Here is a 17655-nt window from a genome sequence, read left to right as displayed (position 1 = left end):
CGGCGAGCGGCGTAGCGCCGCTGGCCCGTCGTCGCGCCCAGGGATCAGAATGGGATGCGCGCGCGTCCCGTGAACGTCCAGATCTGCGTGTTGCTGCCGATGCCGCCGAGTTCGGCGCCGAAGCCGACCGTGGTGCCGCCCGCCAGCCTTGCGCCGATGCCGCCCGTGATGCGGGCTGACCAGCCCTGGAGCAATGGTGTCGAAGCGAGCGGGATGCCGCCCGCAGCAACGATCGCGGCCGCATCGTCCTGCGTGAAGTAATAGTCGGCAAACACGCCGGCATAGGGCGCCAGCAGCACGCTATCGAGCCACGGTATGGGGTAGGAGACCCTGTTGCCGGCAGACGCGCGGCCGCTCGAGAAGGTGCGGGCCGCCTGCTGGGTGCCGAGCGAGTCGACATAGGCGTTTTCCCGCTCCCAGATCGCGTAGACCTTGGCCGACGGTTCGATATTGAAATTGGCCCAGCTGTAGCTGCCGGTGAAGCCGGTCGCGAATATCCAGCGATTGCCGTTGAAATTGCCTTGGGCCGTGCCGGCGGTGCCGTCATAGCCGATGCCGGAATAGGTCACGGCCACGTCGTAACGCAGCGTCGGGATGATCTTCCAGCCGAGATAGGCACCGACGGTCCAGCCGTCGCCCTTCAGCTTTCCGTTGATGTCGGTCTGGGTGTAGCTGAAGTTCTCATAGCCGCCGGTCACACCGACCAGCAAATTGGGTCTCGCCCGGTAGGTCAGTCCGGACAGCAGGTTGATCTGCTGGCCGAAGAGCGTGGCCTGGGTTGCACCCTGACCGATGTTGCCGGACGAGCCCCACTGATCGATGCCGCTGCCGCGCGCGTCGATCCAGAACAGCCAGTCCTTCTGTTCCCTGAAGCGCGCAGCCGGTGCCTTGGTCGGAGCCGCCCGATCGATCGCGGCGAAGGCGTCATCGATCCGCGAGGAGCCGCGCCCGCGGCCGCCGGTCCGGCCGGAGCCGCCGTCGCCCGAATAGGAGTTCAAACTTTGAGAACCGGGCTGCTGACCGGATTTGGGCTTGTCGTCCTCATCGCCGTCGGGCGCGGCGGCGAAATTGACGCGCAGCCCGCCCGCGCCTGGCATGACGTATTGCCCGCCGTCGCTGAACCCTTCGGAAATCGCGGTGTCAATCGAACCGGAGATCGCCTGTCCCGAGCTCTGCGCCACGATCTTGGTGACGTTGAGCTGGAGGGCGCGCAGCTTGGCGCTGTCGGCGGGAATGTCGACCGACTGGTTCAGAGCCGGCGATGTCGAGGCGTTGAAGGCTACACTGCCGTTGTAGGTCGCCGTGATGCTGTGATTGCCGACGGGGAGCGTGGTCGTGGCAAAGGTGGCGTCACCGGCCGACAGGGTAGACGTGCCGATCGGCGTGCCGCCGTCGTTGAAAGTGACCGTTCCCGTCGGCGTTCCGCCCGAACTCCTCACCTTGGCCGTGAACGTTACAGACTCGCCGTAGCTGCTCGGATTCTTCGACGACGTGAGCTCCGTGGTGGTCGTCGCGGACAGATAGGTGAACCTGTCTGCCGCCGAGGTCGGCGACGTCCCTCCGGCCGTCGTCACGGTGACATCGACCGTGCCGGCGCCGGGCGGCGAGGTTGCCGTGATCGACGTTGCCGAATTGACCGTGAAGCTGGTCGCGTTGTTGGCGCCGAACTTCACTGCGGTGGCGCCGGTGAATCCGGTCCCCGTGACCGCCACGGAGGTGCTGCCGATCGCGGATCCGGAGCTCGGTGAGATCGAGCCGACCGTTGGTGCCGGCGTGTAGCTGAATTGGTCCGATGCCGATATCGGTGATGTTCCGCCTGGCGTCGTCACGGTGACATCGACCGTACCGGCACCGGCCGGCGACACTGCGGTGATCGAGGTTGCCGAATTGACCGTTAAGCTGGTCGCATTGGCTGCGCCGAACTTCACCGCGGTGGCTCCGGATAATGCGGTGCCCGTGATGGTGACCGACGTGCCGCCGGCGAGCAGGCCCGCATTCGGCGCAACCGACGTCACCGCCGGCGTCGCGGCGTAGCTGAACTGATCCGCCGTTGATATGGCCGACGTTCCGCCAGGTGTCGTGACCGTGAGATCAACGGTGCCTGTGCCGGCGGGAGAGGTCGCGGTGATCGAGGTCGCGGAATTGACCGTGAAGCTCGATGCATTCGTCACCCCGAACTTCACGGCGGTCGCACCGGTGAAATTGGTGCCGGTGACGGTCACCGACGTGCCGCCTGCGAGCGGGCCGCCCGTCGGCGAGATCGACGTCACGGTCGGCAGGGCGAAATAGGTGAACTGGTCTGCCGCCGAGGTCGCTGATGTCCCGCCCGGTGTCGTGACCCTGACGTCAACAGCACCGGCGGCCCCCGCCGGCGAGGTCGCGGTGATCGAGGTCGCTGAATTGAACGTGAAGCCGGCCGCGGCCGTCCCGCCGAATGACACGGCCGTGACGCCGGTGAAATTGGTGCCCGTGATCGTCACCACCGTGCCGCCGGCCGCCGGCCCCGACGTCGGCGAAAGCGACGTGACGGCTGGCGTGGCGACATAGGTGAACTGGTCGGCGGCGGAGGTGGCCGAGGTGCCGCCCGGATTGGTCACGCGGAGGTCAACGGTGCTGGTACCGGCGGGTGACGTCGCGGTGATTGATGTTGACGAATTGACCGTGAAACTCGTTGCGGCGGTTGCGCCGAATGTCACTGCGGTGGCGCCGGTGAAGCCTGTGCCCGTGACCGTCACGACTGTGCCGCCTGTCTGCGGACCCGTAGTCGGTGAGATCGAGGTGACGGTCGGCGCGGCGGTGTAGGTGAACTGGTCCGCGGCGGACATTGCCGACGTTCCGCCTACCGTCGTTACCCTGATGTCCACGGTGCCGGCCCCGGCAGGCGATGTCGCGGTGATCTGGGTTGCCGAATTGACGGTGAAGCCGGCCGCCGCCGTGGCGCCGAACGTCACCGCCGTTGCACCTGACAGATTGGCGCCGGTGATCGTGACCGTCGTGCCGCCGCCCAGGGGGCCGCCTGTCGGCGAAATCGACGTGATGGAGGGAGGGCCGGCATAGGTGAACTGATCAGCAGCCGAGGTCGCGGACGTCCCGCCCGGCGTCGTCACCCTGACGTCCACGACGCCGGTCCCGGGCGGCGAGGTCGCTGTGATCGATGTTGTCGAATTGAACGTGAAGCCGAGCGCGGCCGTCCCGCCGAATGACACGGCCGTGACGCCGGTGAAATTTGTGCCTGTGATCGTCACCACCGTGCTGCCGGCCTGCGGGCCCGCAGTGGGTGAGATCGAGGTGACGGTCGGTGAGGGAATATAGGTGAACTGGTCCGCTGCAGATGTTGCCGACGTGCCGCCGGCTGTCGTCACCCTGATGTCGATCGTGCTGGTTCCTGCCGGCGACGTCGCGGTGATCTGGGTCGCCGAATTGACCGTGACGCCAGTCGCAGCCGTTGCTCCGAACACCACGGCTGTCGCGCCTGAGAAGTTGGTGCCGGTGATGGTTACGGTGGTGCCGCCAGAGCCCGGACCCGAGGTCGGCGAAATAGAAGTGACCGTCGGTGCCGGAACATAAGTGAATTGATCGGCTGCTGACGTTGCCGATGTTCCGCCTACGGTCGTCACCGTGATGTCGACCGTGCCAGTGCCTGCGGGCGAGGTCGCGGTGATCTGGTTCGCGGAATTGACCGCGAAACCGGCTGCCGCCGTTGCGCCGAACGTGACCGCAGTTGCTCCGGAGAGGTTCGTTCCGGTGATGACCACGGTTGTGCCGCCGGTCTGCGGGCCTGATGTCGGCGAGATCGATGTCACGGTTGGCGGAGCTGCATAGGTGAACTGATCAGCAGCCGAGGTCGCTGATGTCCCGCCCGGTGTCGTGACCCTGACGTCAACAGCACCGGCGGCCCCCGCCGGCGAGGTCGCGGTGATCGAGGTCGCTGAATTGAACGTGAAGCCGGCCGCGGCCGTACCGCCGAATGACACGGCCGTGACGCCGGTGAAATTCGTGCCTGTGATCGTCACCACCGTGCCGCCGGTCTGCGGGCCCGCAGTGGGTGAGATCGAGGTGACGGTCGGTGAGGGAATATAGGTGAACTGGTCCGCCGCGGAGGTTGCGGACGTGCCGCCGGCTGTCGTCACCCTGATGTCGATCGTGCTGGTTCCTGCCGGCGATGTCGCGGTGATCTGGGTCGCCGAATTGACGGTGAAGCCGGCCGCGGCCGTTCCCCCGAAAGTCACGGCCGTCGCACCTGTGAAGTTGGTGCCGGTGATGGTCACGGTGGTGCCGCCACCGCCCGGGCCCGACGTCGGCGAGATCGAGGTGACGGTGGGCGCGCCCACATAGGTGAACTGGTCGGAGGCCGTGGTCGCGGACGTTCCGCCTACTGTCGTGACGGTGACGTCGACGGTGCCGGTTCCGGCAGGCGCTGTGGCCGTGATCTGGGTATTGGAATTGACCGTGTAGCTCGCGGCATTGATGGCGCCGAACTTCACGCCGGCAGCGCCTGTGGTCGTGCTGAAATTCGTGCCGGTGATGATCACCGATGTGCCGCCACCGGTTGGACCTGATGTCGGCGATATCGAGGTTACAGTCGGCGCGGCAACATAGGTGTATTGGTCTGCCGCCGATGTCGGCGACGTCGAGCCGTTGGTGACCGTGATATCGACAGTCCCGGCGGACCCTGCGGGCGCGGTCGCGGTGATCTGCGTATTGGAATTGACGGTGTAACCCGTCGCGTTGGTGGCGCCGAACTTGACGCCGGCGGCGCCAGTCGTCCCGGTGAAGTTGGTGCCCGTGATCACCACCGAAGTGCCGCCGGCGAGCGGCCCGTTCGTCGGTGAAATCGACGTCACCGTGGGGCTGGGTAGATTGATCGTGAACGTGTAAGGGGTGTTCGCTATCGAACTGCCGGAGCAGCCCACGTTGAAATCGCTGCAGCCCGGCGTGTAATACAGGGTGATCGAGTCCTGTCCGCCACCTGTCTTGCTGTTCAGCGTGATATCGATCTCGGCCTGGCCGGCCTTCGCGGATTGACCGTTTTGGTTCGGGTTCGTTGGATGAAATGTGTAAGTTGCCTTTGACGTGGTCGGATTATAATCGGCCGCTGTGAGCAGTGCGCTGCCCAAATGGCCGCTCGAATTTGCGATCGGTGCATTGTAAAAGGCGTCTGTGCCCGCGACGGAATAGACGCCGTATACAACCGAGTCGTCGGCCGCGGCTGCGCCGACGGTCAGACACAGGCGATAGATCTGACCGACCGACGTGAAGTTGATGGTCACGCCCGACGTCGAATCTGTCGTTTGATCGCAAGCCGCGTTCGCCGCTGCCATCGCGCCGAGCATCACGACGGCCGCGATGCAGATGCGTTGAGCCGCCCGCCAGAGAGAGCGCAATATCCGCGAAGGCGTAGCTTCACCATCGCGTGTCGGGACGGCCAGTTCCCCGACTATCTCTGGAATGGCCACCGCAATTGCGTGACTCACCGGCCCCCCTTAGCGGCAGCTCTCGATAGAGCATCCGCCTAAAATCCCTGATTGTGAAATTATTCGCCTATATCGTTGCGTGCATTTGACGGGACGCGGTGCGCAACGCAAGCGAACGAGCCAGCCAAACGGCCGGTACCAAGTCGCGGGCACTACTTTCCGGCGAACCGTTGCATAGTGGCAACAAAAGCGTGCTTTGATGGCAATCGACGGAAACGCTTGACGCGTCAATTTATGGTTGCGCTTGCGCTTGACTGTCGACGCTGGCTGTTCAACAATCTCGGCGAGTGGGCCGCAATAAATTCATTCTTTAATTTAAGTGCCGCCGTCGTGGTTTGCATCATCACGCGACGGGTCGTTAGTTTTTTGGGGGAGGGGTCATGCCGTTACAGCCGGTTCTCGGACAGATCATGCCTTTTGCGGGCGCAGTGATTCCCAGAGGTTGGGCGCTGTGTAACGGTGCGCTGCTGGCCATCCAGCAAAATTCCGCGCTGTTCTCGTTGCTCGGCACCTATTATGGCGGCAACGGAGTGACGACGTTTGCACTCCCGGATCTGCGCGGTCGCGCGATCCTCGGCTCGAGTGGCGCCGGCCAATATCCCGTGGGCATGACCGGCGGGTCGTATATGGCCAGCCTCAATGCGCAGCAGCTCCCGGCCCACAATCATTTCATTCAAGTGTCTGCAGCGGTCGGCGGAGGCGGACGCGGGAGCGTCCCTCCCACAGGCAACGTCTTCGCGACAAACTCACTGCCGGCGACCAATCCGACGAAGATTTTTGCCGCAGCCGGGAGCGGCGACACGCCATTGGCGACCGCCACCAATCTGGTGAACGAAGGTGGCAACCAGCCGCATAACAACATGCAGCCCTATCTCACGATCAGCTATCTGATCGCGACGCAGGGGATTTTCCCGTCACGAAGCTGAGCGGCTGCACGGCCGCATTTTCGCAAACGCAATCCGTCCACTTCAGTTTTCTCATATTCGCGCATTCGCCGATCGGATCGGAACGGGCGCACACCAAAGGATCATATGCGATGGCAGATCCGTTTCTCGGCGAGATCAGGTTGTTTGGCTTTCCGCGGGTGCCGGACGGCTGGTTCGCCTGCAATGGACAGTCGGTCTCGATTGCCCAGTTTGAGACGCTTTACGCCGTGATCGGCACCACCTATGGCGGCGATGGCGTCAACACGTTCAACCTTCCCGATCTACGCGGCCGTGTGCCGATCGGACAGGGACAGGGGACAGGCCTTCCGAACTATACGCTGGGCCAGCCCGGGGGTGAGGAGAACCACACCCTGATCGAAGCCGAAATGCCGACCCACAGTCATGCGCTGATGTCCTCGACCGCGACGGCAACGGATGTAACGCCCGGGCCGACCCTCCATCTTGCCACGGCGTCAGCAGGTGAACTCTACGCACCGATTGCGAACGCCGGGACGTACTCCACGATGGCCCCCTGCGTCGCCACTTCGGGCAACAGCATCGGGCACAACAACATGATGCCGAGCGTGGTTGCCAATTACTGCATTTGCTACGCGGGCGTCTTCCCTTCGTCCGGTTAGGCTGCGCACGCATCCGTATTCAGTCTCAAGGAAAGACAACATGTCAGATCCGTTCGTCGGAGAAATCCAGGCTTTTACGTTTCCTTTTGCAGTCGGCGGCTTCAACAGCGCCTGGCTGCCGTGCGGCGGCCAGCTCCTGCCAATTCAGGGTCACAGTGCGTTATTTGCACTCATCGGTACCTACTACGGCGGCAATGGCACGACCAATTTCGCCTTGCCGAACCTGAACGGTTCGGTCGCGATCGGTCAGGGGCAAGGCCCGGGATTGCAAAATTATGTCGTCGGCGAGACCGTCGGCAGTTCGACGGTGACGCTGATCGGCGACAACATGGCGAGGCACACGCACGCCCTGCAACTCGGCAACAAGAGCGCGACAGGCGCTACGGCAGGTCCCGGCGCGGCGGGGACCACGGTTGCGATCGACCCGAACTTCACCGGCTTCACGGCGCCACCCGGCAGTCTCACCTTGCTGCCAAGCGCCGTCACACTCACCGGGCAGAACCTGCCGCACGACAACATGCAGCCGACCCAGGCGATCGTGTGGTGTATCGCCTATGCGGGAATCTTTCCGGCTTTCGGCAGCTCCTGAACGATCTTGAGTGCGCGACGGCATGATTGACGGCGCGCCGCTCGACATCGTCCCGGACGATCCGGCTCTTCGGCTTCGGCCCGCAGGCCCGAATGACGAGCCGTTCATCCGGCGTCTCTTCGAGGAGGTGCGGACAGGGCAATTCACCGCGACCGGATTGTCCGGGCCGATCGTCGGCCAGATCATCGCGCAACAGTTCCGCAGCCAGGCGGCCGGCTATGCCGCGCAGTTTCCGGGGGCGATCTCGCTGATCGTCACACAGGACGGGACCGCGATCGGCCGGCTGCTGCTTCATTGCGAAAGCGAGCACTGGCACATCATCGACATCGCGCTGCTGCCGGCCGATTGCGGTCGCGGCGCCGGCACGAAGATCCTCGACGCGCTCGAAGCGAGCGCACGGCAGCAGGGTGTCGGCGCGCTGACGCTCTCGGTGCTTGCGGACAATCCGGCCGCGCACAGGTTTTACCTGCGGCGAGGATTTGCCGAGATCGGGCAGGCGGGCGCCGTCCACATCGCGATGAAAAAGGATCTCGCCTAAGGCACAGCCACTTCGCGCAGGAACTTCAGCAGCGCAGCATTGACCTCGTCGGGCCGCTCCTGCTGGACCCAATGGCCGGCGCCCTCGATGATCAGCTTCCGCGTCAGATTGGGCAGCACGCGCTCGAGCTCGTTGACGCGCTTGGCGCCGATCAGGCCGGTGATGACGGCGTCTTTCGAACCGGCAATGAAGAGCGATGGCTGATGGATCTGCGCGTCCTGCCAGGGCGCCGTCAGCTCCCAATTGCGGTCGAGGTTGCGGTACCAGTTCAGCCCGCCGCGGAAGCCGGACTTGCGGAAGCTTTCGGTGAAATAGGCGAGGTCAGCCTCGCTGAGCCAGTTGGGCAGCGGCTCCTCGGCGAGCGCGTGACCGAGAAAGCCCTTGCCCTCCTGGACGAACATCGCGGCACTGGGATCGGCAAGGCCGCGCCCGCCAAGCACGATGCGCATGGTGCGGGCGATGTCACGCTCGAACTCGGCCTCGGCGACGCCGGGCGTCTGGAAATACTGCCAGTAGAAATTGGTGACGCCACCCTGGCGCAGCAGATCGAGCGGCTTGCCGCGGCCGCGGAATGGCGGCGGCACGCTCAGGCCCGCCACCGCCGTGAAGATGTCGGGCCGGAACAACGCCGCATGCCAGGCGACCGGCGCGCCCCAGTCGTGGCCGACCACCATCGCCTTGCTCTCGCCGAGCGCATGCACGAGGCCAACGATGTCGCCGACCGTGTCGAAGATCGAGTAGGCGGCAACGTCCGCCGGCGCCGAGCTCTGGCCGTAGCCGCGCATGTCGGGGGCGACGACGCGAAACCCGGCATCGGCGAGCGCCGGGATCTGGTGGCGCCAGGAGTAGGATAGCTCGGGCCAGCCGTGGCACAGCACCACCAGCGGACCCTGGCCGGCCTCGCGGATGAACAGGTCGATCCCGTTGGCCTTGATCACGCGGGTGGACAACATCGCTTTTCCGCCTTGTTTCAGGGGTTTGGTCGGGAAATATCAGGTGCCACGATAGGGGCGCGCCGAGAATCGTGCAATCTCGGGTTCGGCGGCCAGCCCCGTGTTGTTCGCACCGGTTCCTGCTGTTAGAACGCCGCTCTCAGGGCTTCGCCATGGCATTTCGTCTTTTTCCGCTCCGTCGCACCCGGTTCTCCGCCGGTGCGCTGGCGCGCGGGCTGATCGCGGCGGTTCTGGTGGCGGGCATCGGCTGGGGCGGGGCACTCTACGCCGCCAACCAGAGCATCCAGGGTGCCAAGAAAACCGAGGATTCCGGCTTCGATGGCGACGCCCCCACCGCGATCCTGATCGAGGCTTCCAGCGGCAGCGTGCTGTTCGAGAAGAACGCCGACGAGCTGCGTGCGCCCTCCAGCATGATGAAGCTGATGACGGCCGAAGTCGTCTTCAACGCCATCAAGAAGGGCGACATCAAGCCGACCGACGAGTACCGGATCAGCGAGAACGCCTGGCGCAAGGGCGGGGCGCCCTCGGGCGGCTCGACCATGTTCGCCGCCATCAACAGCAAGGTTTCGGTCGACGACCTCCTGCATGGCGCGATCATCCAGAGCGGCAATGACGCCTGCATCGCGCTGGCCGAGGGCATTGCCGGCAACGAGAAGATCTTTGCCGCCGACTTCATGACCAAGCGTGCCCGCGAGCTCGGCATGACGAAGTCGACCTTCGGCAATTCCAACGGCCTGCCCGATCCCGGCAACAAGATGACGGTGCGCGAGCTCGGCATCCTCGCGCGCCACATCATTCTCGACTTCCCCGAATTCTACAAACTGTTCGGCGAGAAGGAGTACACCTGGAACAAGATCCGCCAGCCCAACCGCAATCCTCTGCTCAATTCGATGGAAGGCGCTGACGGTCTGAAAACCGGCTACACCAAGGAAGGCGGCTATGGCATGGTCGGCTCGGCCGTGCAGAACGGCACGCGGCTGATCGTGGTCGTCAATGGCCTGGAAGATCCTGAGGATCGCGCCACCGAAGCCAAGAAGATGCTGGAATGGGGCTTTCGCAATTTCGAGACCCGCACCCTGATCGCGGCCGACCAGCAGGTTGGCTACGCAAAAGTGTTTGGCGGCGAGAGCCGCTCGGTCAAGCTGGTCGCCAAGACGCCCGTCAAGGTGATGGTGCACAAGAACGGCAGTGACAAGCTGATTGCGCGCGTCGTCTATAGCGGACCGGTGCGCGCGCCGATCGAAGCCGGCCAGAAGGTCGGCGTGGTCAAGGTCTGGCGCAGCGGCAATATCGCGGTGGAGACGCCCGTCTATGCCGCCGAAGCGATCGGCACCGGCTCGACCATGCGCCGCGCGATCGATGGTGCCAGCGAGCTCGTGATCGGTATGTTCCGCGCGGGCGCCGAGAAGCTCTGATCATGAGTGAGAGCGCAGCACAGCGGCCGTCCGGGCGCGGACGCTTCATCACCTTTGAAGGCGGCGAGGGGACGGGCAAGTCGACCCAAATCAAGAAGCTCGCCGACCGCCTCACTGCGGCCAGGATGCGGACCCTCGTCACGCGCGAGCCCGGCGGCTCGCCGGGTGCCGAGATCATGCGCCACCTGGTGCTGTCGGGGATGGGCAAGCTGCTCGGGCCCGACGCCGAGACGCTGCTGTTCGCGGCTGCCCGCGACGACCATGTCCGCACCGTGATCCAGCCTGCGCTCAATCGGGGTGCCTGGGTGCTGTGCGACCGCTTCGCCGACTCGACGCGGGCCTATCAAGGCAGCCTCGGCCGCGTGCCGATGGGCCTGATCAACGCGATGCAGCGGGTCACGATCGGCGATCTCAAGCCTGACCTCACCCTCATCCTCGATTTGCCGGTCGAGATTGGATTGCAACGCGCCGCCGTGCGTCGTGGTAGCGGCACACCTGACAGGTTCGAGGGCGAGAAGCTCAGCTTCCACCAGGGCCTGCGCGAGGCCTATCGCAAGATCGCCGAGGACGATCCCGGCCGTTGCGTCCTGATCGATGCCAATTCCGATCCTGACACAGTTGCTGGACGAGTCTGGACGGCGCTGCGCGACCGTCTTCTCCCAACCCCTGCATCGGTGGTTTCCCTATGAGCCCGCGCCAGGCCGAACGCGAAACCGCCATTCCGCATCCGCGCGAGACGAGCCTTCTGTTCGGCCATCGCGAGGCCGAGACGGCGCTGCTCGCGGCCTATCGCAGCGGGCGCATCCCGCATGCCTGGCTGATCGGCGGGCCGCAGGGGATCGGCAAGGCGACGCTGGCCTATCGCATGGCGCGCTTCGTGCTTTCCAACGGCCAGCCGCTGGCGCCGTCCGTGCAGCAAGCCCAGACCCTCGCGATCGATCCTGATAACGCCGTGGCGCGGCAGGTTGCGGCCAGCTCGCATGGCGGGCTGTTGACGCTGGAACGCACCGCCAACGATCGCGGCGTGATGCGCACCGTGATCACCGTGGACGAGACGCGGGAGACGATCGGTTTTTTCGGCTCGACTGCCGCGGCAGAAGGCTGGCGCGTCTGCATCGTCGACACCGTCGACGAGCTCAATCCGAATGCCGCCAACGCGCTGCTGAAGATCCTCGAGGAACCACCGCAGCAGTCGCTGTTCCTCCTGGTCAGCCACGCGCCGGCGCGCGTGCTCGCCACGATCCAGTCGCGCTGCCGCAAGCTGCGCCTGCGCCCGCTCGACACGGATGATGTGATCGGCGCCGCAGCTTCGACGGCTGACCTCGATCCGAACGATCCGGCGCTGCGCGAGGCCGCGGAGGCCTCCGAGGGCAGCGTCGCGCGGGCGCTGACGCTGCTCGGCGGCGATGCCCTGAAGCTGCAGCAGCGCACGGCGGCGCTGCTCGCGCGCCTGCCACAGGTCGATCCGCGCGAATTGCACACGCTCGGCGATTCGCTCGGCACAAGTGACCGCGTCGCGCTGGCGGCCTTCATCGACGGCATCGATCGCTGGATCGCGGAACGCCTGCACTCCGACGAGGCCAATGCCAACCAGAATCTGCCGCGCCTTGCGCGCCTAGCTGAGGTATGGGAAAAGATCGTCCGCGCCGCGCGCGACACCGAAACCTACAATCTGGAGCGAAAGCCCTTGGTTTTCTCGGTGTTCGGCTGGCTGGCGGACGCAACGCGCTAGAGCATGATCCGGAAAAGTGTGCAGCGGTTTTCCGAGAGGATCATGCTCAAGACAATAACCGAACGCAGGTTCGTTTCCAAATTTCGAGAAGCCGGTAAAGGAATTCGTCGTGGCCACGCGAGCTAAGAAAACCGCCAGGGGCAAGAGCAGCAAGAAGAAGGCTGCCAACAAGGCCGTGAAGAAGGCAGTGAAGGCGCTCGCGCGCAAAGCTGCCAAGAAGGTCAAGAAGACCAAGAAGGCTGCCGTCAAGAAGGGCGTGAAGAAAAGCGCTGCGACGACGACAAAGAAGGCCGGCAAGAAGGCTGCGAAGAAGCAGGTCGTCGCCAAGAAGGCGGTGAAGAAAGCGGCCAAAAAGGCAGCCAAGTCTCCGGCGAAGAGCAAGGCTCCGGCAAAGAAGGTCGCCAAGAAAGCGAAAGTGACCGCGCCTGCCGTGACCGCCGCACCGGCTCCTGTCGCCACGCCGCCGAAGGTTGTGAAGCCCAAGGTGTCGAAGCCCAAAGTGTCGAAGCCTGAGGCGCCGCCCGCGCCGAAGCCCGTCGCAGCTCCGCAAGCCGCAGCTCCTGTTGCCGCTCCCGCGCGCGACAACGTCTTCTACATCTCGACCGCCATCGCCTATCCCAACGGCAGCCCGCATATCGGCCACGCCTATGAGGCGATCTCGGCCGACGTGCTGGCGCGCTTTGCGCGGCTCGACGGCAAGGACGTGTTCTTCCTGACCGGCACCGACGAGCACGGTCAGAAGATGGTCCAGACCGCGCAGAACGAGGGCCTGACCCCGTCCGCGCTCGCGACCCGCAATGCTGGCCGCTTCAAGGAGATGGACGAGCGTCTGAACGTGTCGTTCGACCRCTTCATCCGCACCACCGAAGAGCAGCACCATCGCTCCAGCCAGGAAATCTGGCGGCGCATGGAAGCGAACGGCGACATCTACGCCGACAGCTATGCCGGCTGGTACTCGGTGCGCGACGAGGCGTATTACGCCGAGGACGAGACGCGCCTGAACGACGACGGCGTGCGCCTCGGCCCGCAAGGCACGCCAGTCGAATGGGTCGAGGAGAAGAGCTATTTCTTCCGCCTGTCGACCTATCAGGACAAGCTTCTGAAGCTCTACGAAGATCATCCTGAATTCATTGGCCCGGACTCGCGCAAGAACGAGGTGGTGAGCTTCGTACGCGGCGGCCTGCGCGATCTCTCGATCTCGCGCACGACCTTCGATTGGGGCGTGAAAGTGCCCAGCGACGAAGAGCACGTGATGTATGTCTGGGTCGACGCGCTGACCAATTACATCACCGGCGTCGGATTCCCCGACGAGAGCGACAAGAACTGGCGCTACTGGCCGGCCGACGTGCACATCATCGGCAAGGACATCATCCGCTTCCACGCGGTCTACTGGCCCGCATTCCTGATGTCGGCCGGCATTTCGCTGCCGAAGAGGGTCTATGCCCATGGCTTCCTGTTCAACAGGGGCGAGAAGATGTCGAAGTCGGTCGGCAATGTCGTCGACCCCTTCAATCTTGCCGACCAGTATGGCGTCGACCAGATGCGCTATTTCTTCCTGCGCGAAGTCTCGTATGGCCAGGACGGAAACTACAACCACGAAGCCATCGTCGCGCGCATCAATGCCGATCTCGCCAACGACCTCGGCAACCTCGCGCAGCGCTCGCTGTCGATGATCGCCAAGCAGCTCGGCGGCGTGCTGCCGGAGCCCGGCGAATTCAGCGACAACGACAAGGCGATTCTGGCGATGGCCGACGGCATGATCGCTGCATCGCGCGAAGCGATGGCGACGCAGCAGATCCATCACTGGCTCAACGCCGTGTGGGCCGTGGTCGCGGAGGCCAACCGCTATTTCGCGGGCGAGGCGCCGTGGGCGCTCGCCAAGACCGATCCTGTCAGGCAGAAGACGGTGCTCTATGTCACCGCCGAAGTCGTGCGCCAGATTGCGATCCTGGCCCAGCCGGCGATGCCGACCGCCTCGGGCCTGCTGCTCGACAGCCTCGGCATTCCCGCGGGCGAGCGGAACTTCGCGATGCTCGGGGGCGCCAAACGGATCGCGCCAGGCTCGACGCTGCCGGCGCCGACACCGGCGTTCCCGCGCTACATCGAGCCGGCGGCCTAGGGCGTTCGGGCGATGCTGGTCGACAGCCACTGCCATCTGGATTTTCCGGACTTTGCGGAAGATCTCGACGGGATCGTCTCGCGTGCACGTGCGGCCGGCATCGGCCGTATGGTCACGATCTCCACGCGGGTGCGAAAGCTCAATCAGCTTCTGGCCATCGCTGAGCGCTACGACGACGTCTACTGCTCGGTCGGCACCCATCCGCACAACGCGGACGAGGAAGACGGTATCTCGCCGGACGAGCTGATCGGGTTGACCGGGCATCCCAAGGTCGTCGCGCTCGGCGAGGCCGGGCTCGACTATTTCTACGACAACGGCGCGCCGGAGGCGCAGGCGAGGGGCTTTCGCGCCCATATCGCGGCGGCTCGTGCGACCGGCCTGCCGCTGGTGATCCACACCCGCGAGGCGGACGAGGATTGCGGCCGCATCCTGGAGGAGGAAGCTGCCAAGGGATCGTTTCGCGCCGTGCTGCATTGCTACACGGGCGGGCGCGAGCTGGCGCTGAAGGCGGTGTCGCTCGGGCTCTATATCGGGTTCACGGGCATCCTGACCTTCAAGAAGTCGGAGACCCTGCGCGCGCTTGCGGCTGAACTGCCGTCTGACCGTATTCTGGTTGAAACAGACTCGCCTTATCTTGCGCCCGGCAAGTTCCGGGGCAAACGCAACGAGCCGGCCTATGTGGTCGAGGTCGCCAAGGTGCTCGCCGAAACGCACGGCGTGTCGCTCGATGAGATCTCACGCCAGACCACCGAAAACTTCTTCCGCCTGTTCTCCAAGGTGAAATCTTAGGACTGGGAGCCGCATGACGCTGACGCTGACGATCCTAGGCTGCGGCTCCTCCGCCGGCGTGCCGCGCCCGGCACTCGGCTGGGGCGCCTGCGATCCCAACAATCCAAAGAACCGCCGCCGCCGCTGCTCGCTGCTGGTCGAGCAGACATCACACCACGGCACCACGCGCATCGTGATCGACACCTCGCCCGACCTGCGCGAGCAGCTCATCGATACCAATGTCGACCACATCGACGCGGTGTTCCTGACCCATGAACATGCCGACCAGACCCACGGCATGGACGATCTGCGCTCCGTCGTGCTCCACATGCGCAAGCGCATTCCGGTCTATTTCAACCAGTCGACCGCGAAGGACATCATGGCGCGGTTCTCCTACTGTTTCATCTCGCCCGAAGGCAGCGACTATCCGCCGATCCTGCACCGGCATTCGATCGAGGCCGGCGAAAGCCGGACCATCAGCGGCAAGGGCGGCGACGTGACCATGACCGCCTTCCTGGTCCAACACGGCCAGATTCCCGCGCTCGGCTATCGCATCGGCAATGCCGCCTACACGCCCGACCTCAACGACATCCCGCGCGAGAGCTGGGGCGCGCTGGAGAATCTCGATCTCTGGATCGTCGACGGCTTGCGCTACACCCAGCATTCCAGCCATTTCAGCATCAACGATGCGCTGTCCTGGATCGAGCGCTTCAAGCCGAAGCGCGCCGTCATCACCAACATGACGGCCGACGTCGATTACGAGGTGATCCGGCAATCGCTGCCGGCGGGCGTGGTGCCGGCCTATGACGGCATGCGGCTCGACACGCACTGATCGCGCCGGCTCGGTTCAGGCCGAGATCGCCTTCGACGAGCCGACCTCGTTACGCAGCAAGAATTTCTGGATCTTGCCCGTGGACGTCTTCGGGATCGGTCCGAACACGACGGCCTTCGGCGTCTTGAAGCCGCTCATATGCGTGCGGCAGAAGGCGATGATTTCGGCTTCGGTCGCGCTGGCGCCGTCCTTCAGTTCGACGAAGGCGCAGGGCACCTCGCCCCATTTCGGATCGGGCTTTGCGACGACGGCTGCGAACAGCACGGCCGGATGCTTGTAGAGGATGTCCTCGACCTCGACGGAGGAAATGTTCTCGCCGCCGGAAATGATGATGTCCTTGGAGCGATCCTTGATGATGACGTAACCGTGCTCGTCGAGCACGCCGAGGTCGCCGGTGTGAAACCAGCCGCCCTCGAAGGCTTCCTTCGTCGCCTTCTCGTTCTTGAGGTAGCCCTTCATCACGATGTTGCCGCGGAACATGACCTCGCCAATGGTCTCGCCGTCGCGGGGCACCTCCTGCATCGTCTGCGGATTGATGACGGTGACGCTTTCCTCGAGCGGGTAGGGCACGCCCTGCCGCCGCTTCATGCTGGCGCGCTCGGCGGCGGGCAGATCGTCCCAGCCGGGTTGCTCGGCGCAGACGGAGGCGGGGCCGTAGACCTCGGTCAGGCCGTAGACGTGCGTAAGCCTGATGCCGATGTTTTCTGCGCCTTCGAGCACCGCGACCGGCGGCGCGGCGCCGGCGATCAGGCCGACGACGCGACGCGCGGCAATGCCCTTCGGCGCATCGGGCGCGTTGATCAGCGTGTTGTAGACGATCGGCGCGCCGCACATGTGGGTGACGCCGTGCTGCTTGATCAGCTCGAAGATTTTTGTCGGCTCGACCTTGCGCAGGCAGACATTGATGCCGGTGGCCGCCGCAATGGTCCAGGGGAAGCACCAGCCGTTGCAGTGGAACATCGGCAGCGTCCAGAGATAGACCGGATGCTGGCCGAGCTGGCCTGCGAGGATGTTGCTGACGGCGTTGAGATAGGCGCCGCGATGATGGGTGACGACGCCCTTGGGATTGCCCGTGGTGCCCGAAGTATAGCTCAGCGCGATGGCATCCCATTCGTCTTTGGGCGGGATCGCGGTGAAATCAGGATCGCCTTGCGCGAGCGCCGCCTCATACTCGATCTCGCCGATGCGCTTGCCGCCCTTAAAAGCGGCGTCGTCGACGTCGACGACGAACGGCTTCGGGCCCTTCATCTGCGCGAGCGCGTCGGTGATGACAGTCGAAAACTCCGGATCGACCAGGATGATCTTGGCGCCGCCATGATCGAGCTGAAACGCGATCGAAGGCGCATCGAGACGGATGTTGAGCGCATTGAGGACGGCGCCGGTCATGGGGACGGCGAAGTGCGCCTCGTTCATCGCCGGAATGTTCGGCAGCATCGCCGCGACGGTATCGCCGACGCCGATGCCCTTGCCGCCGAGCCAGGACGCAAAGCGCTTGCAGCGCTCATGCGTCTCGCGCCACGTGAAGCTGCGGCCCTCATAGACCGTGCTGACGTGGTTGGGATAGACGGCGGCGCTGCGCGCGAGGAAGCTCAGCGGGCTCAGCGGAACGTAGTTGGCGGGGGTCTTGTCGAGGCCGATATTGTACTGGTTCTGCCGCTCGCTCATCGAACC

The 17655-nt window shown here is 64.6% G+C and carries 13 protein-coding genes; 10 read left to right on the top strand and 3 right to left on the bottom strand.

The genetic code is table 11. The annotated features are described in order from the left end of the window. Positions 1–44 precede the first annotated feature (44 nt). On the bottom strand, positions 45–5333 hold the full coding sequence (locus AC1DW2_RS16135; RefSeq protein WP_477006561.1) for an IPT/TIG domain-containing protein: 5289 nt from the start codon (positions 5331–5333) through the stop codon (positions 45–47). Positions 5334–5854: 521 nt separating this feature from the next. Here AC1DW2_RS16135 and AC1DW2_RS16130 point away from each other — a divergent pair. The 4 genes from AC1DW2_RS16130 (at position 5855) to AC1DW2_RS16115 (ending at position 8165) form a co-directional block, all read left to right on the top strand. Further along, positions 5855–6400 (top strand): phage tail protein, encoded by a 546-nt coding sequence (locus tag AC1DW2_RS16130; RefSeq protein WP_477006560.1) that lies wholly within the window; start codon positions 5855–5857, stop codon positions 6398–6400. 110 nt (positions 6401–6510) lie between these two features. After that, entirely contained in the window at positions 6511–7038 is a 528-nt protein-coding gene (locus AC1DW2_RS16125; RefSeq protein ID WP_212478950.1) for a phage tail protein, read from the top strand. Positions 7039–7078: 40 nt separating this feature from the next. After that, positions 7079–7627, top strand: a complete 549-nt coding sequence (locus AC1DW2_RS16120; protein ID WP_477006559.1) for a phage tail protein — start codon at positions 7079–7081, stop codon at positions 7625–7627. A 10-nt stretch (positions 7628–7637) separates the two neighbouring features. Then, positions 7638–8165 carry an N-acetyltransferase family protein gene (locus AC1DW2_RS16115; protein ID WP_477006558.1) on the top strand — a complete coding sequence of 176 codons (528 nt, stop codon included), beginning with the start codon at positions 7638–7640 and terminating at the stop codon, positions 8163–8165. Here the strand turns inward: AC1DW2_RS16115 and AC1DW2_RS16110 are convergent. Further along, positions 8162–9118 carry an alpha/beta fold hydrolase gene (locus tag AC1DW2_RS16110; protein WP_477006557.1) on the bottom strand — a complete coding sequence of 319 codons (957 nt, stop codon included), beginning with the start codon at positions 9116–9118 and terminating at the stop codon, positions 8162–8164. The two genes, AC1DW2_RS16115 and AC1DW2_RS16110, sit on opposite strands and share 4 nt — an antisense overlap. 152 nt (positions 9119–9270) lie before the next feature. Between AC1DW2_RS16110 and AC1DW2_RS16105 the strand changes: the two genes are divergently transcribed. From AC1DW2_RS16105 to AC1DW2_RS16080, 6 genes are all read left to right on the top strand, one after another. Then, positions 9271–10533, top strand: a complete 1263-nt coding sequence (locus AC1DW2_RS16105) for a D-alanyl-D-alanine carboxypeptidase family protein (protein WP_085401503.1) — start codon at positions 9271–9273, stop codon at positions 10531–10533. A gap of 2 nt (positions 10534–10535) precedes the next feature. After that, positions 10536–11222 carry a dTMP kinase gene (gene tmk / locus AC1DW2_RS16100; RefSeq protein WP_477006556.1) on the top strand — a complete coding sequence of 229 codons (687 nt, stop codon included), beginning with the start codon at positions 10536–10538 and terminating at the stop codon, positions 11220–11222. Beyond that, on the top strand, positions 11219–12265 hold the full coding sequence (locus AC1DW2_RS16095) for a DNA polymerase III subunit delta' (protein ID WP_354099678.1): 1047 nt from the start codon (positions 11219–11221) through the stop codon (positions 12263–12265). The genes tmk and AC1DW2_RS16095 overlap by 4 nt, the downstream gene beginning before the upstream one ends. 109 nt (positions 12266–12374) lie before the next feature. Continuing rightward, positions 12375–14384, top strand: a complete 2010-nt coding sequence (metG, locus tag AC1DW2_RS16090) for a methionine--tRNA ligase (RefSeq protein WP_477006555.1) — start codon at positions 12375–12377, stop codon at positions 14382–14384. Positions 14385–14396: 12 nt separating this feature from the next. Further along, positions 14397–15173, top strand: coding sequence for a TatD family hydrolase (locus AC1DW2_RS16085; protein ID WP_477006554.1), 777 nt, complete (start codon positions 14397–14399; stop codon positions 15171–15173). Positions 15174–15186: 13 nt separating this feature from the next. Then, positions 15187–15984 (top strand): MBL fold metallo-hydrolase, encoded by a 798-nt coding sequence (locus AC1DW2_RS16080; RefSeq protein WP_247310292.1) that lies wholly within the window; start codon positions 15187–15189, stop codon positions 15982–15984. Positions 15985–15999: 15 nt separating this feature from the next. Here the strand turns inward: AC1DW2_RS16080 and AC1DW2_RS16075 are convergent, their stop codons facing one another. Next, positions 16000–17649 carry an acyl-CoA synthetase gene (locus tag AC1DW2_RS16075; RefSeq protein ID WP_477006553.1) on the bottom strand — a complete coding sequence of 550 codons (1650 nt, stop codon included), beginning with the start codon at positions 17647–17649 and terminating at the stop codon, positions 16000–16002. Positions 17650–17655: the final 6 nt, after the last annotated feature.

The organism is Bradyrhizobium sp. P3_C3, from assembly GCF_056402655.1.
The sequence above is the reverse complement of the archived record's forward strand: the minus strand, read 5'-3'. Positions and strand labels throughout refer to the sequence as shown.

What these genes read in the sequence shown, in the direction of transcription:
- AC1DW2_RS16135 (WP_477006561.1), bottom strand. Translation starts at nt 5,333, where the DNA reads ATGCTCGGCGCGATGGCAGCGGCGAACGCGGCTTGCGATCAAACGACA.
- AC1DW2_RS16130 (WP_477006560.1), top strand. Translation starts at nt 5,855, where the DNA reads ATGCCGTTACAGCCGGTTCTCGGACAGATCATGCCTTTTGCGGGCGCA.
- AC1DW2_RS16125 (WP_212478950.1), top strand. Translation starts at nt 6,511, where the DNA reads ATGGCAGATCCGTTTCTCGGCGAGATCAGGTTGTTTGGCTTTCCGCGG.
- AC1DW2_RS16120 (WP_477006559.1), top strand. Translation starts at nt 7,079, where the DNA reads ATGTCAGATCCGTTCGTCGGAGAAATCCAGGCTTTTACGTTTCCTTTT.
- AC1DW2_RS16110 (WP_477006557.1), bottom strand. Translation starts at nt 9,118, where the DNA reads ATGTTGTCCACCCGCGTGATCAAGGCCAACGGGATCGACCTGTTCATC.
- AC1DW2_RS16105 (WP_085401503.1), top strand. Translation starts at nt 9,271, where the DNA reads ATGGCATTTCGTCTTTTTCCGCTCCGTCGCACCCGGTTCTCCGCCGGT.
- tmk (WP_477006556.1), top strand. Translation starts at nt 10,536, where the DNA reads ATGAGTGAGAGCGCAGCACAGCGGCCGTCCGGGCGCGGACGCTTCATC.
- AC1DW2_RS16095 (WP_354099678.1), top strand. Translation starts at nt 11,219, where the DNA reads ATGAGCCCGCGCCAGGCCGAACGCGAAACCGCCATTCCGCATCCGCGC.
- AC1DW2_RS16085 (WP_477006554.1), top strand. Translation starts at nt 14,397, where the DNA reads ATGCTGGTCGACAGCCACTGCCATCTGGATTTTCCGGACTTTGCGGAA.
- AC1DW2_RS16080 (WP_247310292.1), top strand. Translation starts at nt 15,187, where the DNA reads ATGACGCTGACGCTGACGATCCTAGGCTGCGGCTCCTCCGCCGGCGTG.
- AC1DW2_RS16075 (WP_477006553.1), bottom strand. Translation starts at nt 17,649, where the DNA reads ATGAGCGAGCGGCAGAACCAGTACAATATCGGCCTCGACAAGACCCCC.